This window comes from Amycolatopsis nigrescens CSC17Ta-90 (genome assembly GCF_000384315.1).
Lineage (GTDB): Bacteria > Actinomycetota > Actinomycetes > Mycobacteriales > Pseudonocardiaceae > Amycolatopsis > Amycolatopsis nigrescens.
The window spans coordinates 4,040,251-4,064,588 of the sequence record NZ_ARVW01000001.1; the positions used below are offsets into that span (position 1 = coordinate 4,040,251).

Genomic DNA, 24,338 nt, shown 5'->3' on the forward strand with positions numbered 1-24,338 from the left:
CGACCGGCGGCATCACAGAGCCCCGCGACGGGGGGCCGGTCGGTTCAGGCCCCGTCGCGGCAGCGAAGCAGGAGAGCGCGTGCCACGTCTCCACTCTAAACACAAGCCGCGCCGCTTGGAAAGCTCGCCTGCGCGATCGAACTGTTATCCGGACTCGTACACGTGGGTTACTCACCCGTAGCAATCGGCGGTGGGACATGCGAGACTGCCCGGCATGGGCGAGCACGCCGAGAAGACCGAAAAGGGCAGGCCGGACGACGCCACGCAGGCGCTGCCGCCGGTCGGGTCGAGCACTGCCGGAGACACCGAGGGCGCCGCGGCCAAGCGTGGCACCACAGTGGACTGGCGCCGGACGAAGGACACCACGGTCGGCTTCATCGCCGGGCTGGTGCGCTGGATCGGGCTGATCTTCGCGGCCGTTCTGGTGCTGCACATCATCTTCGTGATCGCCGAGGCCAACGCGGAGAACGGCATCGTGACGTTCATCCGCGGCTGGGCCGAGCCGCTCACGCTCGGCTTCCGCGACCTCTTCGTCATCCCGGAAGACGCCAAGCTCCAGGTGCTGGTCAACTTCGGGATTGCCGCGCTGTTCTGGCTGATCGTCTCGGCGGTTCTCGCGAAGATCATCCGCCGGGTGGGTGGCACCGCTTCCTGAGCACGGGGTCGGTCCGTTAGGTTGCCCCAGGTGCAGAACGCCTTACAGGTCTGGGCACGGCCCGACGTGCTGATCGTCGGCCGGGCCAGCCAGGCCACCGGCAGCGAGGCGGCGCACTACCGCGCCTCGGCGGCCGGCGGGGTCGGGCTGCTCTCCGGGCAGGACGGCGAGCGGGTCATCTTCGAGCTTTGCGACTCCGGTTCGCTGGTGGACCGGCTGCTGGCCGATCTGCCGGAGCTCGGCCCGGTGCCGGTACCGGCCGGCTCGGTGCTCGAACGCGAGGACGGCACGGATGCCACCGAAACCGGCGGGATGCGGGTGCTGCGCGGGTTCATGTCCGCCCCGGTCGAGCGCTTCGGCATGTTCGAGGTGTCCGTGCGCGGCCAGGACGGGCAGTTGGACCAGCAGGGCTCGGTCCAGTTCTTCGACACCGCGCGCGGCCGGTTCATGGTGACCACCACGATGCTCGCCGACGGCGCGCGCAGGCGTGACTTCGTGCCCACCGACGGCTCGGACATCCGCCGCTGGCTGCGCGAACGGGCCGGTGGAAAACTAGCCGAGGGGACTGAGGGGATTGCCCCAGTCGCCGGTGAAGGCGAACTCCGCCAAGGGGATGCGCTCGCGTGACGACCGTTCCCTGGCGATGTCGCGCTCTTCCCCAAGCACCTCCGGCTCCCCGGCGGTGCCGATCGCGATGGCGACCAGCGGGCGGACGTCCGCGGGCAGCGTGAACCGCTCGGCGACCGCGTTCCGGTCGAACCCGGCCATCTGGTGCGCGACCAGTCCCTCCGCGACCGCCTGCAGCACCAGGTTCTGGCTGGCCAGCCCGAGGCCGTACTCGGCGTAGGGGATCTCGCCCTTTTCGTTGCGGGTGACCGCGAGACCGATCAGCAGCGCGCCCGCGCGGTGCGCCCAGGACTGGTTACGCACGGTGAGCGTGCCCAGGATTCGGTCGAAGGTCTCGTCGCCCCGCAGGCCCACCAAATAGCGGGCCGGCTGGGTGTTGCCGTAGGACGCGGACCAGCGGGCCGCTTCCAGCACCGCGCGCAGCTGGGCCTCGGAGACCACCCCGGTCTCGTCCAGTGCGCGGGGGCTCCAACGGCGGGCGATCAGCTCGTGCACGGGCACGCTGGTGGATGCTGGCTTCTCCATGAAACGGATCTTCTCACCATCACCCGGACTAGTGGTCGGGGCCACACAGTGGGGTGGTCGCCGGCGCAACCCCCGGTAGGCTCCTGGAAAACACCGGGACGCATGGGGGCTCCCTCTGCCGGGGGCCGACTAGGAGGTTCACCGCACGTGGCGCTGGTAGTCCAGAAGTACGGCGGTTCCTCGCTGGAGAGCGCTGACCGGATCAAGCGGGTGGCGGAGCGGATCGTCGCCACCAAGCGGGCCGGCAACGACGTGGTGGTGGTCTGCTCGGCGATGGGCGACACCACCGACGAACTGCTCGAACTCGCCGAGCAGGTGAACCCGGTGCCGCCGGAGCGCGAGATGGACATGTTGCTCACCGCGGGTGAGCGGATCTCCAACGCGTTGGTCGCGATGGCCATCTCCGCGCAGGGCGCCGAGGCGTGGTCGTTCACCGGTTCGCAGGCCGGGGTGGTCACCACCTCCGTGCACGGGAACGCGCGGATCATCGACGTCAGCCCGAGTCGGGTCAGCGAGGCGCTCGAACAGGGCTATGTCGCGCTCGTCGCGGGTTTCCAGGGCGTGGCGCAGGACACAAAGGACATCACCACGCTCGGCCGCGGCGGCTCGGACACCACCGCGGTGGCGCTGGCGGCCGCGCTGAACGCCGACGTCTGCGAGATCTACTCCGACGTCGACGGGGTCTACACCGCCGACCCCCGGATCGTGCCGAACGCCCGCAAGCTGGACACCGTGCCCTACGAGGAGATGCTCGAGCTCGCGGCCGGCGGCGCGAAAGTGCTGATGCTGCGTTGCGTCGAGTACGCCCGCCGGTACGGCGTGCCGATCCGAGTCCGTTCGTCCTATAGCGACAAGCCCGGTACCACCGTCGCCGGCTCAATTGAGGAGATCCCCGTGGAACAAGCGCTGATCACCGGTGTGGCGCACGACCGGTCCGAAGCCAAGATCACCGTGACCGGGGTGCCCGACCACACCGGCGCGGCCGCCCGCATCTTCCGCGTGGTGGCCGACGCCGAGATCGACATCGACATGGTGCTGCAGAACATCTCCAGCACCTCGTCGGGCCGCACGGACATCACCTTCACGCTGTCCAAGGCGAACGGGCCGAAGGCGGTCGGCGAGCTGGAGAAGATCAAGGACGAGCTCGGCTTCACATCGGTGCTCTACGACGACCACGTGGGCAAGGTTTCGCTGGTCGGCGCCGGCATGCGCTCGCACCCCGGGGTGACCGCCTCGTTCTGCGAGGCGCTGGCCGCGGCCGGGGTGAACATCGAGATCATCAACACCTCGGAGATCCGGATCTCGGTCCTGATCCGGGACGCGCAGCTGGACGACGCGGTGCGCGCGATCCACGAGGCCTTCGAACTCGGCGGTGACGAAGAGGCCGTCGTCTATGCGGGGAGTGGTCGGTAGAAATGGCACCTGTACTGGCTTTGGTCGGCGCGACCGGCGCGGTCGGCACCGTCATGATCGACATCATCAACGGCCGGGACTCCGTGCCGTGGGGTGAGATCCGGCTGATCGCGTCCGCGCGCTCGGCGGGCAAGAAGATCACCGTGCGCGGCCAGGAGCTGACCGTGGTCGCGCTCTCCCCGGAGGCCTTCGACGGGGTGGACATCGCGATGTTCGACGTGCCGGACGAGATCTCCGCGGAGTGGGCGCCGGTCGCGGTGTCCCGCGGCGCGGTCGCGGTGGACAACTCCGGCGCGTTCCGGATGGACGACGAGGTGCCGCTGGTGGTGCCCGAAGTAAATGCGGCGGCGGTGGCGAACCGGCCGAAGGGCATCATCGCCAACCCGAACTGCACCACGCTTTCCATGATGGCCGCGCTCGGCGCGCTGCACCGCGAGTTCGAGCTGACCGAGCTGGTGGTGGCCTCGTACCAGGCCGCTTCCGGTGCCGGGCAGGGCGGCATCGACCGGCTCTACGCGGAGCTGGAAGCGGTGTCCGGCAAGGGGCTCGGGGCGCGCGCTGGTGACGTGCGGGCGGCCGTGCAGGCCGCCGGACTGTCCTTTGCGGACAGTCCGTTCGCCGGTGCGCCGCTGGCGCTGAACGTGGTGCCCGCGGCGGGCTCCTACAAGGGGGACGGCTGGTTCTCCGAGGAGCTCAAGGTGCGCAACGAGTCGCGCAAGATCCTCGGCATCCCGGACCTGAAGGTGTCCGCCACCTGCGTGCGGGTCCCGGTGGTCACCACGCACTCGCTCGCGGTGCACGCCAAGTTCGCCCGCGAGGTCACCGTGGACGCGGCGCACAAGGTGTTCGGGGCGCAGCCGTCGATCGTGCTGGTGGACGACCCGGCGAACGGCAGCTTCCCCACCCCGGCGGACGTGGTCGGCGGCGACCCGACCTATGTCGGCCGGGTTCGCCAGGCGCTGGACTTCCCGAACACGCTGGACTTCTTCGTCTGCGGCGACAACCTGCGCAAGGGTGCCGCCCTCAACACCTACGAGGTCGCCGAACAACTCGCCCCCGAATTCACCTGATCCCCAGTGATCCCCAGTCCGTGAAGGCCACCTTGCCTACCTTGAAGGTAGGCAAGGTGGCCTTCACGGCACTTTGCTCAGGGAGCGTTGGGGGGCTTGGTAGGCCCATTGCCAGGCGAGTTCGACGGGGCCGCGGGAGAAGCGCCGCAGCCACAAGGTGGACAGCGTCATGAGCAAGCCGCAGAGTCCGATGTAGACGACGATCACCCACCACGGCCGGGCGTCGGCGAAGGTGGCGGCCAGCCCGAGGCCCCAGCCGTAGCAGAGCACGCCGGCCGCCAGGTTCTGGAAGATGTAGCCGGATAGCGCGGCCCGCCCCACGGCGGTCAGCCCGCGGCGCAGCGGCCCTGGCTCGCCGCGCGTCCGGAGCACCAGCGTGGTGATCAGCCCGAGCAGGCCGAGCGCGACCACGGGCGCGGCCAGGTAGCGGTCCAGCACGAACAGCCCCTGGCCGCCGAAGGTGGTGAACAGGTTGAGCGGCACGCCGATGCCGAGCCCGAACCCGCTGAGCTTGGTGCGCAGCCGGTGGCCGCGTGCGGAGTCCTCCAGCGCGCCGGCGCGCAGCAGTTCGACCCCGAGCAGGAACAGCACGGTGCTGAGCGGGAGCACCAGCACGACCTCGGACCGGTAGACGGCAGCCATCGAGATCCGGTCGGCGACCTGGGCGAACCAGTTGCCGGTGCCGGCCGCCGGTGTCCCGCCGGACAACGTGCCCGTCCCGCCGAGCATGGCCGCGGTGAGCAGGCCGACCAGGCCGAGGTGGATCGCGGCCTGCACCACCAGCCAGGTCCGGCGCACCCGGTCGCTGCGGCCGACCAGGAACGCGACCAGCACCGAAACGATGGCGTAGTACATCAGCACGTCGAATTCGAAGATCAGGATGTAGTGCAGCGTGCCTTCCACGAAGAGCAGCGCGGCGCGCCACAGGTACCAGCCGGGCCAGCGTGCCCCGCGCCGCCGAGCCGAGCGGTACTGAAGTTCCAGGCCGATGCCGAACATCAGGGAGAGCAGGGCGAGGAACTTGCCGTTGCTCAGGAACCGCAGCAGCAGTTCGGTGAACCCGGCGGCCGAGTCCGGGGTGGGCAGGTCGAGGAAACCGGCCGCCCCATCCGGGCTGGTGAAGATCCAGATGTTGGTGCCGAGGGTGCCCAGAATGGCCACCCCGCGAAGCACGTCCAGCGCCTGTATTCGTTCTGTGCGCACGAGTTCTCCCCCATTGCCGCCCGATTCCCGCCGGTAACGCTAGGGCCGCCGCGGACAGGCGTCCTCATCCGAAGGGAGGAGACGGGGGTGGAGAAAAGCAGGAAATGGGGTTGAGTCAAGCGATCCAGCGATCGAACGATCCGCGATCGGTCACGCCTGGTGGTCCGCCCCGGTCCTGCTGCCTCAGGGTGCGCAGGTAGGACCACAACGTGTCGCGATCCACGTCGTCGTGGCGCGCGACGAGGCGGAGCAGGTCCCAGGTCGTCACGGTCATGATGCCCAGTTCGGTGGCCAGGACGGGAACGCTGCGGTCGTCCGTGACGAAGATGCCGTGCAGGGAACGGCAGCTCATGATCGCCAGGGTTTCGGCTTCTCCCAGGTGTTTGTGGGGGCCATCCCCTGGCCTCGCGAATCGGGTGCGGAAGGTGCGGGTCATGGTGTGTTCCGCACCGGTTTCCGGGCGGAGCGGTTCCCCGAAGATCTGGTGCGCCTGTGCCAGGTCTTCGAGCCCGGACCATGCCGAGGACTGGTCGCACTCCCGCGCGACCGTGGCGCACCACGCACCGTTTTGGGCGAGCCTGGCAAGCAGGTCCATCCGGTGCAGGTGGGCGAAGTTGATCAGGACGGTGTTGTCCGGGAACAGCAGCAGTGCCACCGGGGTTCGCCGTTCAGATGCCGAGGGCGGCGGCCAGCTCCGCCGTCGGCATCGGCGGTGGCGGCACGGGTTCGTCCACCTGCAGGCTGTCCGCGTCGACCCCGAGCATCCACGCCAGGGTCGTTTTCGGCAGGGCTCCCTTGGCGATGAGGGTGAGATGGGCGTCCTGGAGTGCGAACGGGAAGCGGCGGGTGGCCGCCGCGTCCATTCGCTCGGTGATCGGGTCGCCGGCTTCGGTTGACCGCCAGTGCCGCCGCAGCAGTCGTTGCGTCGGTTGCCCGGCCCACTCGGTGATCACCGAAGAGACGGGAACTTGCAGGCTTTCCAGTCGTTTCGCGAGCGCATCGGTGGACACGCCGAGTCGCCACACCTGCTGCGCGAGTTCCTCGATCGTGACTTCGGTCCAGTCCTGCGACCGCATGGTCTCCGCGGGCAGGAGGAGTTCCGCGGCGAAGGCGTTCGCAGCGGCCTCATGCCGGGTTCGTTCCACCGGAGGCAGTCCGGGGTCCACATGCCCGAGGGCCAGGTGTCCCAGTTCGTGCGCGAGTCCCCAGTTCTCCCTGAACCAGTTTCCCGTCGCGGGCACCACGATCACCGCCCGTCCGGCAACGGTGAAGCAGTAGGAGGTGGACAACTTCGGCAGCCGCACCACGTCGATCCCGCATGCTTCGAGGCGCTCGGTGAATGGTCGTACGAACTCCGCCCCCAACCGGTCACGGGCGGCGGCGACGGACTCGGGCACCGTGGAGGCGGCCAGTCCCGCGGGTTCGGCCTGCTGATAGGCGAGGGCCACATCCGCCAGTTCTTGCCGGTCGCCGTCGGCGCCGGGTACGTCGCGGCGGCCCGAATCAGGGTCGTAGTCGTGCCGGGCTGCGACCAGCAACTGGTGCGGGTTCGGCTCCCCGGTGATCAGGAAGTGCACGTCGGCGTCGAGCAGCTCGGCGAGCAGGGCGAGCTCGATCGCCGCGAACCCCCGTTGTCCGTTGAGGGCACGGGAAAACGCGTCGGGGGTCATCCCGACGTCCGACGCGATCTCACGACGAGTGCGACCCTCCGGGAGGAGAGCGGTGACCCGACTCCCGATGCTCGTTTCCATAAGTGCAGGATAGCAGCGCATTGGGATTTTCCCAACGCGTCAGGAGGTCATCAGCCGCTGTCTGTTTTTGGCCGTGCTCCAGGTACGTTGGTGGGCATGAAGCTTTGGGGCGTGCCCGCGGTGCTGGTGCTCGGTGTGCTGCTGACCGGTTGTACCGAGGTGAACGAGGCCATGGACCAGGCGAACACCGCGACGAACAAGGTCAGCGCGTGCGGCGAGGCGCTGGGGCTCGCCGACCTCAACCCGGCCGGGATCGACCCGGAGAAGCTTCAGGCCGAGGCGCAGCAGAAGGCGGACCGGCTGCGGGAACTCGGCGACCAGGTGGCTGAGGCGGACGTCAAGCAGACCCTGTTCACCATGGCCGACTCCTATGTCGCGCTGGAGAAGAAGCAGGCCGACGAGCTCGGCAACCTGACCGACTGGATGCGCCGCAACGCGGCCAACCTCGATCGGCTGCGCCAGGTCTGCCTCTAGGCTGACTGTCCACTTTGGACAGCCTCGGCCAGTGCCGGGGCTTCGCGGCCGGTCTTCCGGCGGCGCAGCAGGCCGGCGACGGCGGCGACCAGCAGGCCACCGCCGCCCGCGGCGGCGAAACCCCAGGCCGCCGAGGAATGGTCGATCACGAAACCGACCGCCGGGTTGCCGATGCCGATCCCGATCCGGACCGCCGAATCCTGCAGCCCCATCGCCTCCCCGCGCACCCGGACCGGGCTGCTCAGGCTGACCGCCTCACTGGTCGAGGCCAGCGTCGGTGCGCAGGCCAGGTTCGCCGGGACCAGCGCGAGCGCCAGCAGCCACCACGGGTGGTCCAGCAAGGCCACCGGCAGCATCAGCGCCGAGAGCAGCACCATCAGGGTCAGCTGCGGCAGGGACTTGCGGATCGCGCCGTGCACCAGGCCACCGGTCAGCGAGGCGAGGCAGATCACCACGAACAGCACGCCGGCCCAGTCCAGCTCGTCCGACTCGCGCAGTGCCGCGAGCATCGCCAGTTCCATGCCGATCAGCACGAACCCGGCGCCGAGCGCGACCAGCAGGATCCCGGACAGCCGCGCGGTCAGCCAGCTGCGCAGCGGCGGCCGCGCCCCCGGGCTGACGGTGATCTCGTTCTTGTTCCTGATCGGCGGGTTCATCCAGAACAGCGCGACCGCGACCAGCCCGTAGCAGCAGCCGACGGCGGTCAGCGCAACCGTGGACGAAAACTGGGTGATGGCCAGTATCCCGGCCGCCGGGCCGATCATGAACGACGACTCCAGCGAGATCGTGTCCAGCGCGTATGCGGACCGGCGCTGATCTTCCGGCACCAGTGCGGTGAGGATCTGCCTGGCGATCGAACCGGCCGGCACCGCGAGCATGCCGGCCGGCAACGCCACCACCACCAGCACCAGGTACGGCAGGTGCGGGGTGCTCAGCCAGTAGGTGGTGGACGCGAGCCCGCAGGTCAGGATCACCGGGCGCAGCCCGTACCGGTCGATGAGCCTGCCCAGCACCGGCGCGCCGACCGCACTGCCGACCGTGGTCGCGGTACCCACCAGCCCGGCCTCGCCGTAGCCGCGGCCGAGCGAACCCACCACGTGCAGCGTCAGCGTGACACCCATCGCGGTCATCGGCAGCCGCGCGAAGAACATCAGCAGCATCGAAGTGCGAACCTGAGGCAGGACGAGCACCTGACGATAGCGCTGCATACCCCGATGAGACCGGCTCCTGGTACGTACGTGCAACTTCTTTTGGCGAGTCTGCGGGACCGGCGACCGGGGCGGTGGTCACAATCGGGGCATGAATCAGGACTTCGCCGGACGGCCCGGGGTCGCGCTGGTCACCGGCGGCACCGGTGGCATCGGCCGCGCGATCGTGCGCCTGCTCGCCGAGCGGGGCGCAAAGGTCGCGTTCGCCTACCTGCACAACGTCGAGGCCGCGGCCGAACTGGAGGCCGAACTTCCCGGCCTGGTCACCGGCCACCGGCTGGACCTCGCCGACGACGAGCGGACCAGCGCGCTGCTCGGTGAGCTCGGCGCCCTGCACACGCTGGTCTACGCGTCCGGACCGCATGTGCCGATGGTGCACCTGAGCCGGGTGGAGCCGGCCCAGTTCCGCACGCAGCTCGACGTGGACGCGTCCGGCTTCTTCGGGCTGGTGCGCCACGCGCTGCCGATGCTGCGGGAAAGCCGGGGCTCGGTGGTCGCGGTGACCACCGCGGCGAACCGCCGGTTCCCGGTTCGCGACGGGCTGTCCGCCGCGCCGAAGGCCGCGATCGAGGCGGTCGTCCGCGGGCTCGCGGCCGAGGAGGGCCGGTTCGGGGTGCGCGCGAACAGCGTGGGCCCCGGCATGCTCACCGACGGCATGGCGGCCAGGCTGATCGAGTCCGGCGAGCTGGACGAGGAGGCCCTGCGGATCACCAGGGGCAACATCCCGCTCCGGCGGTTCGGCACCGCGGCCGACATCGCGGAGGCGGTCTGCTTCCTCGCCTCGGACCGGGCCGGCTTCGTCACTGGCCAGGCTCTCGACGTGGACGGTGGTTACGGCTGCTGAACTCGGCCGGGTGACCGGGGTCACCCGGCCGGGCGGGTTTTCTTGACTCATTCCAGAAAAGGCGACAAGCTGTAGAGGTCATGCCTCACCAGGAAAGCCCCGTCGCTCAGCGCCTCAAGTCGGCCGGTCTGCGGATCACCGCACCGAGGGTCGCTGTGCTCGAGTGGCTCGCCGACCATCCGCACACCACGGCCGACCAGGTCGCGGCGGGGGTCCGCGCGCGGCTCGGCTCGGTATCCACCCAGGCCGTCTATGACGTGCTGGGCGCGTGCGCGGGTGCCGGCCTGGTGCGGCGGATCGAGCCGGCCGGACATCCGGCCCGGTTCGAGACTCGAACCGGCGACAACCATCACCACCTGGTCTGCCGCGTCTGTGGACGCACCGAGGACGTCGACTGCGTGCACGGCACGGCACCTTGCCTCGAACCATCCGCCACGGCGGGGTTCGAGGTGGACGAGGCGGAGGTCGTCTTCTGGGGGCTGTGCCCCCGCTGTTCGGCCGCACGTAAATCCCACCACGAGAACGAGGAGGTGTCGGCGTGAGCAAGCCGACCACCAACAACGTGGGCATCCCGATCGGCAGTGACAACGACTCACTGACCCTCGGCGCCAACGGCCCGATCCTGCTGCAGGACCACTACCTCATCGAGAAGAACGCGCAGTTCAACCGCGAGCGGGTGCCGGAACGGGTGGTGCACGCCAAGGGCGGTGGTGCGTTCGGCCGGCTCGAGGTGACCGAGGACGTCAGCCAGTTCACCAAGGCCGCCCTCTTCCAGCCGGGCACCAGGACCGAGAGCCTGATCCGCTTCTCCACCGTCGCCGGTGAACTCGGCTTCCCCGACACCGTGCGCGACCCCCGCGGTTTCGCGGTGAAGTTCTACACCTCGCAGGGCAACTACGACCTGGTCGGCAACAACACCCCGGTGTTCTTCATCCGCGACCCGATCAAGTTCCCGGACTTCATCCACTCGCAGAAGCGCCGCGCCGACAACCACCTGCACGACCACGACATGCAGTGGGACTTCTGGACCCTGCGCCCGGAGTCGGCGCACCAGGTGACCTGGCTGATGGGCGACCGCGGGGTGCCGAAGACCTGGCGCCACATGAACGGCTACGGCTCGCACACCTACCTGTGGGAGAACGCCGGCGGCGAGAAGTTCTGGGTCAAGTACCACTTCAAGACCGACCAGGGCATCGAGTTCCTGACCCAGGAGGAGGCCGACGGACTGGCCGGCTCCTCGCGCGACCACCACATCGCCGATCTCTACAAGAGCATCAAGGCGGGCGACCACCCGTCGTGGACGCTGTACGTGCAGGTCATGCCGCATGACGAGGCCGCGGACTACCGGTTCAACCCGTTCGACCTGACCAAGGTGTGGCCGCACAGCGACTACCCGCTGATCAAGGTCGGCAAGTACACCCTGGACCGGAACCCGTCGAACTACTTCGCGGAGATCGAGCAGGCGGCCTTCGAGCCGGCGAACCTGGTGCCGGGCATCGGCCCGTCGCCGGACAAGATGCTGCTCGGCAGGCTGTTCGCCTACCCGGACGCGCACCGCTACCGGATCGGCCCGAACTACACGCAGCTGCCGGTGAACGCGGCCAAGTCCGAGGTGAACAGCTACTCCAAGGACGGCCCGATGCGCTACAGCAACACGGCCGACCCGGTCTACGCGCCGAACTCCTACGGCGGCCCGCACGCCGACGCCGCGTTGGCGGGTGAAGCGGCGTCGGCCTACGGCGCCACCGGCGAGGTGCTGAGGAGCGCCTACAAGCTGCACGCCGAGGACGACGACTTCGGCCAGCCGGGCACGATGGTCCGCGATGTGCTCGACGACGCCGCGCGTGAGCGGCTCGCGAACAACATCATCGGGCACGCGAGCAACGACGTCTCGCAGCCGGTGCTGGAGCGCGTCTTCGAGTACTGGCGCAACGTGGACAAGACCCTCGGTGACAAGGTCGCGGCCGCCTTCCAGAAGTAGTTTTTCCGCTCCCACCACCGGCACGGCCCGGCGAGCAGCTCGCTCGCCGGGCCGTGTTGTCGCATGTCGTCGTGTGGCCCGCCGGGTGTCCCCCTGCTCAGCGCCTGCTGGGGGTGTTGTGCCTGGCGGGGCGTCTGTGGGTGGCGCGATCCGGAGCGGGGAACACGGACCGCACAACGCGAGCGCGACACGCGGTTCAGCCGAGTGATGGTGTGAACGAAACGCGCAATGCATCTCTTCAGGTGACCGTCGCGGCCCGGACGAGTGACCCGCTCACCTTCCGTGCATTTTCCGCGGTGTCAACTTGATCTTCCGGGCGAGGCTCAAGATCAAGACGTTCATCAATTGCGGGCGTACCGACGGCAGATGAATTCGTCAGGTAAGGACAGGAAATGGTCCGGCGCGGGCGACCGGGTGGTGATTCCCCGACACGGCGGGTATCGATTACTCCCGTCAGGTCTTAAGAGGCCGGGAGGTTAGGGAAATGAAAAGCAGAATTGCCCGCTCGATTGCCGTGGTTGCGATCGGTGGCTTGCTGGCGGTGGCCTCTGGCGGGGTGGCCGCGGCGGGCACCCTCGGCGGCAAGGGCACGTCCAGTACGCAGGCCGCCGGGGCGCAGATGCTGCAGTTCCGGGACGAGCTGACCAAGGTGGCCTATGCCGGTGACGTCACCAGCACCAGGAGCGCCCTTGGCAAGATGAACCCGCTGTTGAAGGATCTGTCCGAAGGCAAGCGGTACTCCATCGCCGTTGAGCAGCAGAATGTCGCCACCGACGCGAAGGCGCGGTCCAGCGAGGCGTCCAGGCTGCTGGCCGATCCGAACGCCAAGCCGCGGCAGCTGCCGCCGTTGCCGCTGCCGCCGCTGCCCGATCTGCCGGGACCGCTGAAGGTCGTCAGCGACCTGCTGAAGACCCTGCTGACCGCGGTGACCGGACTGGTGGCAGGGCTGCTCGGCGGCGGCCTTCCGGTGCCCCCGCTGCCGGTACCGCCGGTGCCGCCGTTGCCGACGCCATAACCGAATAGGAAAACCCTCGCCATGTGAATCGGGGGGATCCGGAATCCGGTGCGGAGTGCCCTCCGCGCCGGATTCCGGTTGTCCGGGGTCTTTTACAAGCCGTTCCGATTACTGAGCCCGAGCCGGAGTGCACCGGCGGCCTCGGCGGTCGCCTCGCGGAAACGGCGGCCGACGCCGAGGAAATTGGCGTAACCGTGAATCAGGTCCGCCTGCCGGCTCAGCGCGGTCTGCACCCCGGCCTCCTGCAGCCGTTTGGCGTATGCCTCGCCCTCGTCGCGCAACGGGTCGAACCCCGCGGTGGCGATGTAGGCGGGTGGCAGCCCGGACAGGTCCTCGGTGAGCAGCGGGGACAACCTCGGATCGCTGCGGTCCACGCCTTCCGGGGCGTACTGGTCGATGAACCAGGTCATGTGCTTGTCGGTGAGGAAGAACCGCTTGCCGAACAGCTCCCTCGACCGGCGGCGCACGCTGGAGTCCGTGGTCGGGTAGAAGAGCAGCTGGAAGGCCGGTGCCGGGCCACCGCGCCGGGTGGTCACCTGCGCGGTCACCGCGGCCAGGTTGCCGCCCGCGCTGTCCCCGCCGACCGCGATCCGCGCCGGGTCGGCGCCCAGCTCGGCGGCCTTGGCGTGCGCGTAGTCGAAGGCCGTCACCGCGTCGTCCACCGCCGCCGGGAACACGTGCTCGGGGGCCAGCCGGTACTCCACCGACAGCACCCGGACCCCGGCCCGCAGCGCGAGGAACCGCGCGGTGTTGTCGTGGCTGGCCCTGGTGCCGATCACGAAACCGCCGCCGTGGAAGAACACCAGCAGCCCGGAGGGTTCGGCCAGCCCGGCCGGGGTGTACAGGGTGGCGGCCAGGCCGTCGTGCTCCGCCGGGATGACGAGCTCGCGGGTGGCGATCGGCCCCATCGGCTTGCCGCCGACCAGATGCCGGGACTCGTCCAGCAGGGTGCGGGCCTGTGCGACCGACGCGCCGCGCACCAGCTCGGCCCCGCTGATCTGCTGCAACCGGAGCAGCAACTGGGCGTCCAGCGCCAGTTCCTGCCCGTCCATCCGGATCGCCCTGCCGGCGATCAGGCGGCGCACCGGGGACGGCAGCGCGTAAACCAGCTGGGCCGCCGCGGCCTCCACCTGGGTCCTGAGCGATAACGCCATGGTTCCTCCCGTCGAGGTCCTTGGCGGATGACGTTACTTGCCAGTAGGTGCGATGACCAGATGTGACTCAGCACTCCGTCCCAAACCGTGGTCCTCCACCTAACTGGAGCGTCTAGCCTCAGGGGTGTGACTTCGACTCCCGCGATCAACGTGCTCGGCATCGGCGGCTCGCTGCGCGCCGGCTCCCAGTCCGAGCGGGCCCTGCGCATCGCGCTGGACGGTGCCGCGGAGGCGGGCGCCGATACGGTCGCCTTCACCGGGTCGGATCTCTCGCTGCCCTTCTACGACGCCACGATTTCGGACCGCGCCCCGGAGGCGCTGCGGCTGATCGAGGCGGTCCGGGCGGCGGACGGCATCATCATCGTTTCGCCCGGTTACCACGGCGCGCTGTCCGGGCTGGTCAAGAACGCGCTGGACTACGTCGAGGACCTGCGCCCCGACCGGCGGCCCTACCTGGACGGCCGCGCGGTCGGCGTGGCGGCGGTGGCCTACGGCTGGCAGGCCGCGGTGACCACTTTGGACCAGCTGCGCACGATCGCGCACGCGTTGCGCGGCTGGCCGACCCCGCTCGGCGGGGCGATCAACAGTGCCGAGGTGAAGTTCGACGAGGCCGGTGGCGCGTCGGAGGAGAAGGTGATCAACACCCTGCGCACCATCGGCCGACAGGTGACCGAGTTCGCCGTCGCACACCGCACCGCCTAGGGATTCGCGCCCGCCGCACCGGGGTACTCCGCTGCCGTGACGCCGCTCATGCGGCGGCAAGGTTCTGCCCCTGCGGTTTGTTGTACCTGGTGAGAGGCTGGGACAGCCGGACCCCGACAGCGGAGGTAACACTGATGGCCGAGGCGATGTACACCGCACAGGCGACCGCGCGAGGCGACGGTCGCAACGGTGAGGTCACCTCATCCGATGGGGTGATCGACGAGAAGTTGAGCACTCCCAAGGAGCTCGGCGGCCCCGGCGGTGAGTTCACCAACCCGGAGCAGCTCTTCGCGGCCGGCTACGCGGCCTGTTTCCACAGCGCCCTGCGCTTGGTGGCCAAGCAGGGGCGAGTGGACGTCGGCGATTCCGAGGTGACCGCCGAGGTCGGCCTCGGCAAGACGGAGGCCGGCAACTTCGCGCTCGCGGTCAAGCTGAACACCAGGCTGACCGGGATGGAACAGGGCAAGGCCGACGAGCTCGTCGCGCAGGCGCACCAGGTGTGCCCGTACTCGAACGCGACCCGCGGCAACATCGTGGTCGAGGTGACCGCGACCACCTGAACGGAAAGGACGGAAAAATGGCCAACTCTCCGATCAAGAGCCCGCTCAGCGAGAGCGACAAGGAGATCACCGGAAACGCCCTGCAGGCGACCCTGGTCGATCTGGTCGACCTTTCGCTGATCGCCAAGCAGGCGCACTGGAACGTGGTCGGCGCGAACTTCCGCAGCGCGCACCTGCAGCTGGACGAGCTGGTGAGCACCGCGCGGCAGTACACCGACGAGGTGGCCGAGCGGGCCAACGCGATCGGCGTCTCGCCGAACGGCAAGGCGAAGACCGTGGTGGAGAGCTCGGGCGTGCCCGAGTACCCGGACAACTGGCAGTCGGTCGAGTCCACCGTCGCGGCGATCGTGACGATTCTGGCCGAGCTGATCCAGCGGCTGCGTGCCCGGATCGACGACACCGACAAGAGCGATCTGGTCACCCAGGACCTGCTCATCGAAATCACCCAGGAGCTGGAGAAGGCGCACTGGATGTGGCAGGCCCAGCAGGCCTGATCGCACTAGGGTCCCCGGTATGGTGCTGCACAAGGGTGAATCGGGCCGTCCGGACCGTCGTGGCGGCGGAAATCCCTTCCATACCGGGGCGAATCCGGCGCTGGCGGCCGGACTGAAGATGCCGCACGACAGGTTGCGTGCGGACCCGGTGCCGGCCGATACCGCGCTCCAGCTGGTTCGCGACGAGCTGATGCTGGACGGCAACGCCCGGCTCAACCTGGCCACCTTCGTGACCACGTGGATGGAGCCGCAGGCGCGTGAGCTGATGGCGGACTGCGTCGACAAGAACATGATCGACAAGGACGAGTATCCGCAGACCGCCGAGCTGGAACGGCGCTGTGTCAACATTCTCGCCGACCTGTGGCACGCACCGGACCCGGCCCGGATCATGGGTTGTTCCACCACCGGTTCCTCGGAAGCCTGCATGCTCGCCGGGATGGCGCTGAAGCGGCGCTGGTCCGGGCCGGGCAGGCCGAACCTGGTGATGGGCGCGAATGTCCAGGTCTGCTGGGAGAAGTTCTGCGCCTACTGGGAGGTCGAGCCGCGGCTGGTGCCGATGGAGGGCGACCGGTTCCACCTCACCGCCGAGGAGGCGGTGGCCCGGTGCGACGAGAACACCATCGGCGTGGTGGCCATCCTCGGGTCCACTTTCGACGGCAGCTACGAGCCGGTCGCGGAGATCGCCGCCGCGCTGGACGAGTTCGAGCGGCGCACCGGCCTCGATGTGCCGATCCACGTGGACGGCGCTTCCGGTGCGATGATCGCGCCCTTCCTGGACCCCGGGCTGGAGTGGGACTTCCGGTTGCCGAGGGTCGCGTCGATCAACACCTCCGGGCACAAGTACGGGCTGGTGTATCCCGGCGTCGGCTGGGTGATCTGGCGCGACCGCGAGGCGCTGCCGTCCGAGCTGGTGTTCAACGTCAACTACCTCGGCGGCGACATGCCGACCTTCGCGCTCAACTTCTCCCGCCCCGGCGCCGAGGTCGCCGCCCAGTACTACACCTTCGTCCGGCTCGGTCGTGAGGGTTTCCGCGTCGTGCAGCAGGCGAGCCGCGATGTGGCGACCCGGCTGGCCGATCGGATCGGCGAGCTCGGCCCGTTCCGGCTGCTCACCCGCGGCGACGAGCTGCCGGTGTTCGCGTTCACCACGAAACCGGAGGTCACCGGATTCGATGTGTTCGACGTGTCCCGGCGGCTGCGGGAGCGCGGCTGGCTGGTGCCCGCCTACACCTTCCCGGAGAACCGCACGGACCTCGCCGTGCTGCGGATCGTCTGCCGGAACGGTTTCACCGACGACCTCGCGGACCTGCTGCTGGACGACGTGGGCCGGATTCTGCCCGAGCTGGAGAAGCAGCCGGGTCCGGCGCACGATCCGTCGACGAGCACCGCCTTCCACCACTGAGCCCGCCTGGCCGGCCGCGGTGCCGCTGGGTAGCGTCATGGCCATGGGAGTCGCGAAGGATGAGCGCCTGGCGCTGTGCAGCCTGTTCGACGAACTCGGCCCCGAGGCGCCGACCTTGTGCACCGGCTGGCGGACCCGCGACCTCGCCGCCCACCTGGTGCTCCGGGAGCACCGGCCGGACGCGGCGCCCGGCATCCTGCTGTCCCCGCTGGCCGGTCACACCCAGCGGGTGCAGGACAACTACGCGGCCAGGCCTTGGTCGGAGCTGGTCGGCTCGGTTCGCTCCGGTCCGCCCCGGTTCTGGCCGACCGCGTTCGGCCCGCTGGACGAGATCGTCAACGGCCCCGAGTTCCTGGTGCATCACGAAGATGTCCGGCGGGCGCAGCCGGACTGGGCGCCAAGGGACCCGGACCCCCGCCGCGACGCGACCGCGTTGGCTTCGATCCGGCGGATCGGGCGGCTGGCCTTCCGGCGTAGCCCGGTCGGCGTCGTGCTGCTCACCCCCGCCGGCGCCGAGGTGACCGCCAAACGCGGCCCGAACCCGGTGACCATCACCGGCGAGCCGGTCGAGCTGCTCTTCTACGCCTTCGGCCGGGACGCGGTGCACGTGTCCTTCGAGGGCGACAAGTCCGCGCTCGACGGGGTCAGCCGCGGTCTCTGAGCCACCCTTCCGAATCGCCCTGTCGAGGAGAGCCGCTTGCCACTCATCAACGTCACCATGTTCCCCGGCCGCACCGAGGAGCAGAAGCGCGAACTGGTCCGGGAACTCACCGATGCCTTCGCCCGCACCTGCGACGCGAACCCCGACGGCGTCTGGGTCACCATCAACGAGGTACCGCCCGAGCGCTGGGCCGTCGGCGGCCGCCTGATCTCGGACCGCTGACCCAGCTTCGCCCAGCCCCGCCGTTCTCACGCCGACGCCCCCAACGCGGCCCTGCCGCACCCCGCGCAGCCCCCACCACTCCCGGGGGGCGGCCCCGCTCCAGCCTATCGCCCCCACACCCGGCCACCCGGCCATCGCCGCGAGTTGTCCACAGGATCGCCGAACTGTGGACAACTCGCGCCGCAGGCTCGGGCCAAGAGATCAGCGCAGGCCGAGGGCGCGCAGCGCGAAGTACACTTCCGCGGCGATCTGGTTGATCGTTTCGGCGATCACCAGCGAGCCGTGGCCGGCGTCGTAGCGGTAGAACTCGTACGGCAGGCCGCGCTTGGCGAGCCGGTCGAGGTAGTTCTCCACCTGCCGGATCGGGCAGCGCGGATCGTTGTCGCCGGCCAGCACCAGCACCGGCGCCCGCACCGCGTCCACATAGGTGATCGGCGAGCACTCCTTGTACACCGCGGGCACCGATTCGGGCGTGCCGCCGAACAGCGCGCGGTCGAAGGAGCGGAGCTGCTCCATCTCGTCTTCGTAAGCCGCCACGTAGTCCGCGACCGGCACGCTCGAGACCCCGGCCGCCCAGCGGTCCGGCTGGGTGCCGAGCGCGAGCAGGGTCAGGTAGCCGCCCCAGGACGCGCCGCTGACCACGCACTTCGCCGGATCGGCCAGGCCGCTCTGCACCGCCCAGTCGTGCACCGCGGCGACGTCCTCCAGCTCGGTCAGGCCGGGCCTGCCCTCGATCGCGTCACGCCAGGCCGATCCGTATCCGGTCGAACCGCGGTAGTTGACCTCCACCACGGCCACTCCGGCGTCCAGCCACAGCGCGCGATACGCGGAGAAGCGGTCCTCGTCCGCCGAGTGCGGGCCGCCGTGCAGGGTGAACACCGTCGGCAGCGGGCCGGCCGGCGCGTCCGCGGGCCGCGACACCAGCGCGTGGATCTGCCCACCGGCGCCTTCGACGAACGCATCGGTCATCGGGGACGAACCGGGAGCCCGCTCGCCGGGCGGGGTCAGCAACACCTTGTCCTCGCCGTCGGCCGCGCGGACCCGGATCACCGGCGGCTGCGCCGCGCTCGACCAGGCGTACTCCACCGATCCGTCCGGCCGCACCCCGGCACCGCCGATCCGTCCCGCCGGAGTGTCCAAAGAGGACAGCTCTGCGGTGTCGAGGTGGTAGCGGTACAGCGAACTGCGGCCCTGGTGGAAGTGCACCACCAGCAGCGCGTCGGCAAGGGGGTACCACTCGGCGACCACCTCGCCGGGCAGGTCCAGCTCGATCTCGGTCTCGGTGTCCCGCTCGACGTCCCAGACCAGCAGTTCCTCGCGGCCGCGCCGCTCGTGCAGCAGCAGGAGCCGGGAGTCACCGGACACCGGCGAGAACTCCAGCGGCGTGAGCCCCTTGCCCTCGCCGTCCCATTTGTCCGCGACGGCGGCGAAATCGCCTGTGGTGAGCACCCGCACCGCCGGGTGCCGGGAGTCGCCGTGTTCAGCATGTGAGATGGCCACCAGTCGCTCGTCCCGGGACAGTCCGGCGACGCTCGCGTCGTCCTCACTGGCGTAGAACCGCTTCGTCTCCCCGTCGGCGTGGGTGAACAGTTCGCTGCCCTCGTCGGTGGACACGCCGATCGCGATCACCCGGTGCCCGATCTCCAGGCCGGCCGGGTAGCCGTCGTGCACCCCGGGCACCGCGGTTTCAGGCGCGCCACCGGCGGCGAAGGGCTCGCGCACCCAGGAACCGAACTCGTCACCGTCGGTGTCGTTGAACCACCAGATGGACTTCCCGTCCGGCGAGGGGGTCGCGTGCACGGTGCCGTTCGGCCGGTCGGTGACCCTGCGGTGCTCACCGGTCGCCCGGTTCCAGGCGTACACCTCCCACGCCCCGCTGGTGTTGGACACGTAGATGCTCGCGTCCGGCGCGTCGATCGCCCAGTCCGGAGCCGACATCCGCGGCGCCCGGAACCTGGCGCGCCACCGGTCTTCGGCCCCCTCGTCGTCGAACAGACGCTCGGGGATCACTGCGGACGGGTGCTGGGGCGCTGGCTGCGTACTCACCGTTCCGATCCTGCCAGGTCTGCCCCGGCGATGGGCTCGTGCCCGTAGTCTGCGTGGCGTGCACGAGGGATACGCGCCGGGCTACGCCCACGACGTGATGGCGATGATGTCCGGGCGCACCGCCGCCGATCGCGCCAGGTTCGTCCTGCCGTTGCTGCGGAACGGGATGCGCGTGCTGGACGTCGGCTGCGGTCCCGGCTCGATCACCATCGGCCTCGGCGCCGAGGTGCCGGGCTGCCAGGTGCTCGGCGTCGACCGCGAGCCGGGCCAGCTCGAGCTGGCCCGCGCCGCACTGCGCCGCACCAGACTGTCCACAGTGGACTTCGCTGCGGGTTCGGTGTACGCCTTGCCGGCCGCTTCGGCCAGCGTCGACGTCGTTTTCGCGCACGCCCTGTTCGAGCATCTGGCCAGCGGGGCGGATGCGCTCGCCGAGCTGTACCGCGTGCTGCGCCCCGGCGGCCTGCTCACACTGTCTACTTCGGACTGGAGCAGGGCGAGGCTCCGGCCGAACACGGCGAACGTGAACGCCGCCCTGCGCGGGCACTACCTGCTGCGCAAGCGCGCCGGCGGGGACCCGTTCGCCGGGAAACGACTGCCGGAGCAGGTGACGCGGGCGGGGTTCCGTGACGTGCGCGCGCACGCCAGGTACCGGCCGGACTTCGGTTATCGCGAGCTCGCCAAGTACGTCGAGGCCAGGCTGGTCGCCGCACTGGCCGCGCCAGGTGGCGACCGGGACCAGCTGGCCAGCGCCGCCAGGTCGGCCTGGGTGTGGGCACAGGGCGGGGACGGCGACTTCCAGCAGTGCTGGGTGGAGATCGTCGCCACCAAGTGACCGGCTCAGTTCCGTGACACGGCGTCCAGCAGCGCGTCGTTGATCTCACGGACCCGCTGCCGGTAGGACTCCGGGTTCCGCCACGCGTCGTATGGCGTCGGCGGCGGCCGCGTCGCGGCATGCCTGCCCGGCGGCGGCTCCGGCACCGCGACCGGTGCCGCCATGGCCGGCACCGGCTCGGGCAGCAGCCGGTTGACCGACTCCAGCTCGGCCGCGGCCTTGGCCACCTCCCGGGACGCCACCTCACCGGCCGAATGGAGCTGCGCCTGCCAGCGCGCGACGGAGGCCCGCGCGGCCTCGATGGTGACCGGATCCGGACTGCGCCGCACATCCTCGGCCACCGAGTCGCGGAGGCGTTGCAGGTCCTCCAGCGTGGCCCGGTACCGGTCCAGTGCGCCGGCCGCGGTGAAATGCGCGTCGGCGGTCCGCCGGCAGTGCTTGGCCAGCGTGAAGCCGAGCTCTTCGAAATCGCGCCCGGCCTGGCTCTGCCAGTGCGTGGCCTCGGTCCGCCGGAGGTCCTCGCCGACCGTGTCGAAGAAGGTCGCGAGGGTGTCGAGCCGGCGGCACTCGGTGCCGATCGCGTCCAGGTTGCCCCGGATCTGCGGCAGCAGATCGCCGCGGTGCTGGGTTCCGGTCATGTCGCTAGGCGCGGCCGAACAGCGCGTTGATCCGGTCGACCGCGTCGCTCTCCGCTTCTTCGTAGCCGTCGGCGGCAAGGCCGAGCCGCGACCGCAGTTCCGCGAGGTCGTCCTGCAGGCGCCGAGCGCAGTCGAGCGACTCGCCCTGGAAGGACTCCAGCTCCCGGCTCAGGTTGTCGTCGCTGGTCTCCTTGGCGTCCATCCGGAAACGCAGATTCGGCTGTGCTTCGAACCTGTCGTGCAGCTCGTGCATGGTGCGGGACACGGCGCGCAGCTCCTGCGGCGTGACGGTGAAGCCGGTCATGGCTGGTTCCCAATCGGGGTTTCGGGTCGGTGGGACTGGGCGAGCCGGGCGACCAGCTCGGGCGGGATGGGCAGGCTTTCCGCGGTTTCGTCACCGCGGCGCGGGCTGGGGTTGACCAGGATGCCGACCGGCAGCCGGACCCGGTGCACTTCGCGGACCAGCTCGGCCCCGGTCTTGCTCCAGTGCTCGTCGAGCCAGGCGGCCCCGGTCCGCCGCCGGTAGTCGTGCAGCAGGCCGGGGCTGGTGAACACGCACAGCCAGTGCCCGAAACCCGCGGTGCTCGTGACGGCGAGCTCGTCGGTGGCCGACCTCGGGCCGTGCAGTACCGCGGACCGCAGCTGGACCAGCGCCTCATCGGAAGCGTGCTGCGGATGGTGCACCCGGTGGATGGCCCGGCCGAGCCGGTCCTGCGCCGCGCCACCGCGCAGCTGATCGACCATCCGCTGGAGCTCGGCCTCCGGAATGGGCGGGCACGGCTGCTTCAGGCTTTTCACCAGCTCCGCGAGAAACCAGTCGAACTCCCGCGAGGTCTGCCGCACGGAGTACTGGTCGCCCTTGCGCCTTGCCAGCTCTTCCCGTCGTTCGCCGAGCAGCATCGCGTTCCGCTTGGCGTCGGGCGAAAGGTTGTAGTAGGCCGCCACCACCTCGGTCATCTTCCGGTCGAATCCGGCCAGCCTGGCCCTGATCCGGATGGCCGCCTTCGCGCGGACCCGTTCCTTGTCGTCCTTTTCCGTGATCCCCCAGAGTTCCCGCAGTTCGGGGCCGAGCCGGGACCGCAGGTCGTCGTGCCGTAATCCGCGATCCTTGTGCAGCTTGCGCAGACATTCCACCAATTTCTTGCCCGGCTCGCCATTCTTGTCGAATCCTGGCAGCTCCCCGCCGATGGGGTTCTTCATGGATCGGGGACTGTACTGGAAGATCCACAACTTCGTCAGCGGGTTATGCGAATGCGCCGCAATTGACCTTCGGACAACAGTCTCACCAGGCTTTTTGCCAACTTTTCGCCACCGGGGGCAGCTGCATTCGCGGTTTCTGCCTGTTTTCTGCCGCCGCTCGGAGGTGGCGAAAATCCGGCGATTTCGTGCCGCCGGGAATTACCTGGCAACTTCGCCATCCGAAGTGGATTTCGCGCACTCGCCGCCCATAGCCTCGGGTCACCGATTCAGCACGCACTCAAGGAGCCCTTCATGGACCCCCTCTATCTCATCGCCGTGTCCGCAGTCCTCGGCTACCTGGCCGCCTACCTACTACTCCGCCGCCCGCCGAGCCAATCCACCTGCTGTTTCCCGCACGTCGCCCCACCATCTCCATACGGGCGCTGGTTCCCCCACGACGCTCCGCGGTCTGTATCCGGGCGCTGGTTCCCCCACGACGCGCCCAGCGCTCGCCCACTGGAGGAGCTCGCACCGTGGGGGGCATGGGGGGCTCGGCCCCCCAATACGACAATGGGAGCTCCTTGCTGATGCTTTCCATCAGCAAGGAGCTCCCAGAGCTACCGTCGGGGTGGCGGGATTTGAACCCACGACCTCCTCGACCCGAACGAGGCACGCTACCAAGCTGCGCCACACCCCGGAGTACTGCTTAACGGGCCGAAGGAGAGTTTAGCGGATGCTGTTTGCTGCCCCGAAGCGGGCTTGCCTGTACCCCGGAATCGCGGGCTACCAGGGTCAACAGGCTCGCTTCCGGGGGGCAGGCGAACCGGGCCGGCGCATAGGGGGAGGTGCCGAGGCCGGCCGAGACGTGCAGCCACATGTCGGCTCCCCAGCGGGAGACACCGCGGGCTCGTGAGCGGTCCAGTTCGCAGTTGGTGACCAGCGCGCCGAAGCCCGGGATGCGCAGCTGCCCGCCGTGGGTGTGCCCGGCGAGCACCAGGTCGTAGCCGTCGGCGGCGAACGGGTCCAGTACCCGCGGTTCCGGCGAGTGGGTCACGCCGAGGCGGAGTGCCGCGCGCCGGTCCGCTCGCCCGGCGATGTCCGGGTAGCGGTCCCGGTTCAGGTGCGGGTCGTCCACGCCGGCCGCGAACACGTCCTGCCCGTTGATCCGGAAGCTGCGCCGGACGTGCGTGAGGTCCATCCAGCCGTGCTCGAGCAGGGCGGCGCGGAGATCGCGCCAGGGCAGGTGGATGCCGTGGATGCGCTTCTTGCGGCCCTTCGGCATCAGGTAGCGCGCCGGGTTCTTGGGCTTGGGGGCGTAGTAGTCGTTGGAGCCGAAGACGAAGACCCCTGGCCGTTCCAGCAGGGAGCCCATCGCGCGCAGCACGGACGGCACCGCCTGCCGGTGGGCGAGGTTGTCCCCGGTGTTTACCACCAGGTCCGGTTCGAGCTCGTTCAGCGCGGCGACCCAGCGCTGCTTCGACTGCTGGCCGGGCAGCATGTGCAGGTCGGAGATGTGCAGCAGCTTGATCGGTCGGGCACCAGGTGATAGCACGGGCAGTTCGGCCGTGCGCAGGGTCCAATGCCGTCGTTCGATCCCGACGGCGTAACCCAGGGTGGCCGCGCCGAAGGCCGCGGTCCCCACTGCCAGGTTGCGAACCTTCACACCTGGCGTGACTTTGTTA

27 protein-coding genes and 1 tRNA gene are annotated in these 24,338 nt (G+C 69.6%); 16 read left to right on the forward strand and 12 right to left on the reverse strand.

The window, feature by feature from the left end:
- Positions 1 to 214: 214 nt before the first annotated feature.
- Together AMYNI_RS0119085 and AMYNI_RS0119090 are read left to right on the forward strand one after the other, a co-directional pair.
- Entirely contained in the window at positions 215 to 655 is a 441-nt protein-coding gene (locus tag AMYNI_RS0119085; RefSeq protein ID WP_020669639.1) for a hypothetical protein, read from the forward strand.
- Between the two features lie 30 nt (positions 656 to 685).
- A complete protein-coding gene (locus AMYNI_RS0119090; protein ID WP_040405816.1) occupies positions 686 to 1,282 on the forward strand; it encodes an ESX secretion-associated protein EspG in 597 nt (198 codons plus the stop codon).
- Here AMYNI_RS0119090 and AMYNI_RS0119095 read toward each other — a convergent pair.
- Positions 1,208 to 1,807: a nitroreductase family protein gene (locus tag AMYNI_RS0119095; RefSeq protein WP_020669641.1), complete on the reverse strand. Its 600-nt coding sequence runs from the start codon at positions 1,805 to 1,807 to the stop codon at positions 1,208 to 1,210. The genes AMYNI_RS0119090 and AMYNI_RS0119095 overlap by 75 nt on opposite strands.
- A 147-nt stretch (positions 1,808 to 1,954) precedes the next feature.
- Here AMYNI_RS0119095 and AMYNI_RS0119100 point away from each other — a divergent pair, with 147 nt between their 5' ends.
- Positions 1,955 to 3,220, forward strand: coding sequence for an aspartate kinase (locus AMYNI_RS0119100; protein WP_020669642.1), 1,266 nt, complete (start codon positions 1,955 to 1,957; stop codon positions 3,218 to 3,220).
- Between the two features lie 2 nt (positions 3,221 to 3,222).
- A complete protein-coding gene (locus AMYNI_RS0119105) occupies positions 3,223 to 4,290 on the forward strand; it encodes an aspartate-semialdehyde dehydrogenase (RefSeq protein WP_026360645.1) in 1,068 nt (355 codons plus the stop codon).
- Between the two features lie 63 nt (positions 4,291 to 4,353).
- Here the strand turns inward: AMYNI_RS0119105 and AMYNI_RS0119110 are convergent, their stop codons facing one another.
- The 3 genes from AMYNI_RS0119110 to AMYNI_RS0119120 all read right to left on the reverse strand — a co-directional run bounded on the left by AMYNI_RS0119110 (position 4,354) and on the right by AMYNI_RS0119120 (position 7,244).
- Positions 4,354 to 5,493 (reverse strand): DUF418 domain-containing protein, encoded by a 1,140-nt coding sequence (locus tag AMYNI_RS0119110; RefSeq protein ID WP_040405817.1) that lies wholly within the window; start codon positions 5,491 to 5,493, stop codon positions 4,354 to 4,356.
- Between the two features lie 115 nt (positions 5,494 to 5,608).
- Positions 5,609 to 6,148 carry a hypothetical protein gene (locus AMYNI_RS0119115; protein ID WP_020669645.1) on the reverse strand — a complete coding sequence of 180 codons (540 nt, stop codon included), beginning with the start codon at positions 6,146 to 6,148 and terminating at the stop codon, positions 5,609 to 5,611.
- A 13-nt stretch (positions 6,149 to 6,161) separates the two neighbouring features.
- Positions 6,162 to 7,244 (reverse strand): ImmA/IrrE family metallo-endopeptidase, encoded by a 1,083-nt coding sequence (locus AMYNI_RS0119120; protein WP_026360646.1) that lies wholly within the window; start codon positions 7,242 to 7,244, stop codon positions 6,162 to 6,164.
- Between the two features lie 96 nt (positions 7,245 to 7,340).
- Here AMYNI_RS0119120 and AMYNI_RS0119125 point away from each other — a divergent pair, with 96 nt between their 5' ends.
- Positions 7,341 to 7,718, forward strand: coding sequence for a hypothetical protein (locus AMYNI_RS0119125; protein ID WP_020669647.1), 378 nt, complete (start codon positions 7,341 to 7,343; stop codon positions 7,716 to 7,718).
- Here the strand turns inward: AMYNI_RS0119125 and AMYNI_RS0119130 are convergent.
- Positions 7,715 to 8,926 carry an MFS transporter gene (locus AMYNI_RS0119130; protein WP_020669648.1) on the reverse strand — a complete coding sequence of 404 codons (1,212 nt, stop codon included), beginning with the start codon at positions 8,924 to 8,926 and terminating at the stop codon, positions 7,715 to 7,717. The genes AMYNI_RS0119125 and AMYNI_RS0119130 overlap by 4 nt on opposite strands.
- A gap of 91 nt (positions 8,927 to 9,017) precedes the next feature.
- Here AMYNI_RS0119130 and AMYNI_RS0119135 point away from each other — a divergent pair, with 91 nt between their 5' ends.
- From AMYNI_RS0119135 to AMYNI_RS0119150, 4 genes are all read left to right on the forward strand, one after another.
- Positions 9,018 to 9,770, forward strand: coding sequence for an SDR family NAD(P)-dependent oxidoreductase (locus AMYNI_RS0119135; RefSeq protein ID WP_020669649.1), 753 nt, complete (start codon positions 9,018 to 9,020; stop codon positions 9,768 to 9,770).
- A gap of 80 nt (positions 9,771 to 9,850) precedes the next feature.
- Positions 9,851 to 10,312 carry a Fur family transcriptional regulator gene (locus tag AMYNI_RS0119140; protein WP_026360648.1) on the forward strand — a complete coding sequence of 154 codons (462 nt, stop codon included), beginning with the start codon at positions 9,851 to 9,853 and terminating at the stop codon, positions 10,310 to 10,312.
- Positions 10,309 to 11,751 carry a catalase gene (locus AMYNI_RS0119145; RefSeq protein WP_020669651.1) on the forward strand — a complete coding sequence of 481 codons (1,443 nt, stop codon included), beginning with the start codon at positions 10,309 to 10,311 and terminating at the stop codon, positions 11,749 to 11,751. The genes AMYNI_RS0119140 and AMYNI_RS0119145 overlap by 4 nt, the downstream gene beginning before the upstream one ends.
- 484 nt (positions 11,752 to 12,235) lie before the next feature.
- On the forward strand, positions 12,236 to 12,766 hold the full coding sequence (locus AMYNI_RS0119150; protein WP_026360649.1) for a hypothetical protein: 531 nt from the start codon (positions 12,236 to 12,238) through the stop codon (positions 12,764 to 12,766).
- Positions 12,767 to 12,858: 92 nt separating this feature from the next.
- Here the strand turns inward: AMYNI_RS0119150 and AMYNI_RS0119155 are convergent, their stop codons facing one another.
- Positions 12,859 to 13,920: an alpha/beta hydrolase gene (locus AMYNI_RS0119155; protein WP_026360650.1), complete on the reverse strand. Its 1,062-nt coding sequence runs from the start codon at positions 13,918 to 13,920 to the stop codon at positions 12,859 to 12,861.
- A 126-nt stretch (positions 13,921 to 14,046) separates the two neighbouring features.
- Here AMYNI_RS0119155 and AMYNI_RS0119160 point away from each other — a divergent pair, with 126 nt between their 5' ends.
- From AMYNI_RS0119160 to AMYNI_RS0119185, 6 genes are all read left to right on the forward strand, one after another.
- Entirely contained in the window at positions 14,047 to 14,622 is a 576-nt protein-coding gene (locus tag AMYNI_RS0119160; RefSeq protein ID WP_020669654.1) for an NADPH-dependent FMN reductase, read from the forward strand.
- A 134-nt stretch (positions 14,623 to 14,756) separates the two neighbouring features.
- Positions 14,757 to 15,182 carry an organic hydroperoxide resistance protein gene (locus AMYNI_RS0119165; protein WP_020669655.1) on the forward strand — a complete coding sequence of 142 codons (426 nt, stop codon included), beginning with the start codon at positions 14,757 to 14,759 and terminating at the stop codon, positions 15,180 to 15,182.
- 17 nt (positions 15,183 to 15,199) lie between these two features.
- A complete protein-coding gene (locus tag AMYNI_RS0119170) occupies positions 15,200 to 15,676 on the forward strand; it encodes a Dps family protein (protein ID WP_020669656.1) in 477 nt (158 codons plus the stop codon).
- A 19-nt stretch (positions 15,677 to 15,695) separates the two neighbouring features.
- Positions 15,696 to 17,078: a glutamate decarboxylase gene (gad, locus tag AMYNI_RS0119175; protein ID WP_020669657.1), complete on the forward strand. Its 1,383-nt coding sequence runs from the start codon at positions 15,696 to 15,698 to the stop codon at positions 17,076 to 17,078.
- A gap of 43 nt (positions 17,079 to 17,121) precedes the next feature.
- Entirely contained in the window at positions 17,122 to 17,739 is a 618-nt protein-coding gene (locus tag AMYNI_RS0119180; RefSeq protein ID WP_020669658.1) for a TIGR03085 family metal-binding protein, read from the forward strand.
- 36 nt (positions 17,740 to 17,775) lie between these two features.
- Positions 17,776 to 17,961 carry a 2-hydroxymuconate tautomerase gene (locus AMYNI_RS0119185; protein ID WP_020669659.1) on the forward strand — a complete coding sequence of 62 codons (186 nt, stop codon included), beginning with the start codon at positions 17,776 to 17,778 and terminating at the stop codon, positions 17,959 to 17,961.
- Positions 17,962 to 18,162: 201 nt separating this feature from the next.
- Here AMYNI_RS0119185 and AMYNI_RS0119190 read toward each other — a convergent pair whose 3' ends face one another.
- Positions 18,163 to 20,007: a prolyl oligopeptidase family serine peptidase gene (locus AMYNI_RS0119190; protein ID WP_026360651.1), complete on the reverse strand. Its 1,845-nt coding sequence runs from the start codon at positions 20,005 to 20,007 to the stop codon at positions 18,163 to 18,165.
- Between the two features lie 58 nt (positions 20,008 to 20,065).
- On the opposite strand from AMYNI_RS0119190, the gene AMYNI_RS0119195 reads away from it, so the two are divergent.
- Positions 20,066 to 20,839 carry a methyltransferase domain-containing protein gene (locus AMYNI_RS0119195; protein ID WP_026360652.1) on the forward strand — a complete coding sequence of 258 codons (774 nt, stop codon included), beginning with the start codon at positions 20,066 to 20,068 and terminating at the stop codon, positions 20,837 to 20,839.
- A 5-nt stretch (positions 20,840 to 20,844) separates the two neighbouring features.
- Here the strand turns inward: AMYNI_RS0119195 and AMYNI_RS0119200 are convergent, their stop codons facing one another.
- The 5 genes from AMYNI_RS0119200 to AMYNI_RS0119220 form a co-directional block, all read right to left on the reverse strand.
- Positions 20,845 to 21,477: a putative T7SS-secreted protein gene (locus AMYNI_RS0119200; protein WP_020669662.1), complete on the reverse strand. Its 633-nt coding sequence runs from the start codon at positions 21,475 to 21,477 to the stop codon at positions 20,845 to 20,847.
- 4 nt (positions 21,478 to 21,481) lie between these two features.
- The gene (locus AMYNI_RS0119205) at positions 21,482 to 21,781 is read right to left on the reverse strand and encodes a hypothetical protein (protein WP_020669663.1); all 300 of its coding nucleotides are present in this window, start codon (positions 21,779 to 21,781) and stop codon (positions 21,482 to 21,484) included.
- Positions 21,778 to 22,677, reverse strand: coding sequence for a hypothetical protein (locus AMYNI_RS0119210; protein WP_020669664.1), 900 nt, complete (start codon positions 22,675 to 22,677; stop codon positions 21,778 to 21,780). The genes AMYNI_RS0119205 and AMYNI_RS0119210 overlap by 4 nt, the downstream gene beginning before the upstream one ends.
- 602 nt (positions 22,678 to 23,279) lie before the next feature.
- Positions 23,280 to 23,353 (reverse strand) — tRNA-Pro (locus AMYNI_RS0119215).
- A gap of 9 nt (positions 23,354 to 23,362) precedes the next feature.
- Positions 23,363 to 24,298: a metallophosphoesterase gene (locus AMYNI_RS0119220; protein WP_020669665.1), complete on the reverse strand. Its 936-nt coding sequence runs from the start codon at positions 24,296 to 24,298 to the stop codon at positions 23,363 to 23,365.
- Positions 24,299 to 24,338 lie beyond the last annotated feature (40 nt).

Bases quoted from the DNA above. Each gene is read 5' to 3' on its own strand.
- AMYNI_RS0119085 (WP_020669639.1), top strand. From the start codon at position 215: ATGGGCGAGCACGCCGAGAAGACCGAAAAGGGCAGGCCGGACGACGCC.
- AMYNI_RS0119095 (WP_020669641.1), bottom strand. From the start codon at position 1,807: ATGGAGAAGCCAGCATCCACCAGCGTGCCCGTGCACGAGCTGATCGCC.
- AMYNI_RS0119105 (WP_026360645.1), top strand. From the start codon at position 3,223: ATGGCACCTGTACTGGCTTTGGTCGGCGCGACCGGCGCGGTCGGCACC.
- AMYNI_RS0119120 (WP_026360646.1), bottom strand. From the start codon at position 7,244: ATGGAAACGAGCATCGGGAGTCGGGTCACCGCTCTCCTCCCGGAGGGT.
- AMYNI_RS0119125 (WP_020669647.1), top strand. From the start codon at position 7,341: ATGAAGCTTTGGGGCGTGCCCGCGGTGCTGGTGCTCGGTGTGCTGCTG.
- AMYNI_RS0119130 (WP_020669648.1), bottom strand. From the start codon at position 8,926: ATGCAGCGCTATCGTCAGGTGCTCGTCCTGCCTCAGGTTCGCACTTCG.
- AMYNI_RS0119135 (WP_020669649.1), top strand. From the start codon at position 9,018: ATGAATCAGGACTTCGCCGGACGGCCCGGGGTCGCGCTGGTCACCGGC.
- AMYNI_RS0119140 (WP_026360648.1), top strand. From the start codon at position 9,851: ATGCCTCACCAGGAAAGCCCCGTCGCTCAGCGCCTCAAGTCGGCCGGT.
- AMYNI_RS0119150 (WP_026360649.1), top strand. From the start codon at position 12,236: ATGAAAAGCAGAATTGCCCGCTCGATTGCCGTGGTTGCGATCGGTGGC.
- AMYNI_RS0119155 (WP_026360650.1), bottom strand. From the start codon at position 13,920: ATGGCGTTATCGCTCAGGACCCAGGTGGAGGCCGCGGCGGCCCAGCTG.
- AMYNI_RS0119165 (WP_020669655.1), top strand. From the start codon at position 14,757: ATGGCCGAGGCGATGTACACCGCACAGGCGACCGCGCGAGGCGACGGT.
- AMYNI_RS0119170 (WP_020669656.1), top strand. From the start codon at position 15,200: ATGGCCAACTCTCCGATCAAGAGCCCGCTCAGCGAGAGCGACAAGGAG.
- gad (WP_020669657.1), top strand. From the start codon at position 15,696: ATGGTGCTGCACAAGGGTGAATCGGGCCGTCCGGACCGTCGTGGCGGC.
- AMYNI_RS0119180 (WP_020669658.1), top strand. From the start codon at position 17,122: ATGGGAGTCGCGAAGGATGAGCGCCTGGCGCTGTGCAGCCTGTTCGAC.
- AMYNI_RS0119200 (WP_020669662.1), bottom strand. From the start codon at position 21,477: ATGACCGGAACCCAGCACCGCGGCGATCTGCTGCCGCAGATCCGGGGC.
- AMYNI_RS0119205 (WP_020669663.1), bottom strand. From the start codon at position 21,781: ATGACCGGCTTCACCGTCACGCCGCAGGAGCTGCGCGCCGTGTCCCGC.
- AMYNI_RS0119210 (WP_020669664.1), bottom strand. From the start codon at position 22,677: ATGAAGAACCCCATCGGCGGGGAGCTGCCAGGATTCGACAAGAATGGC.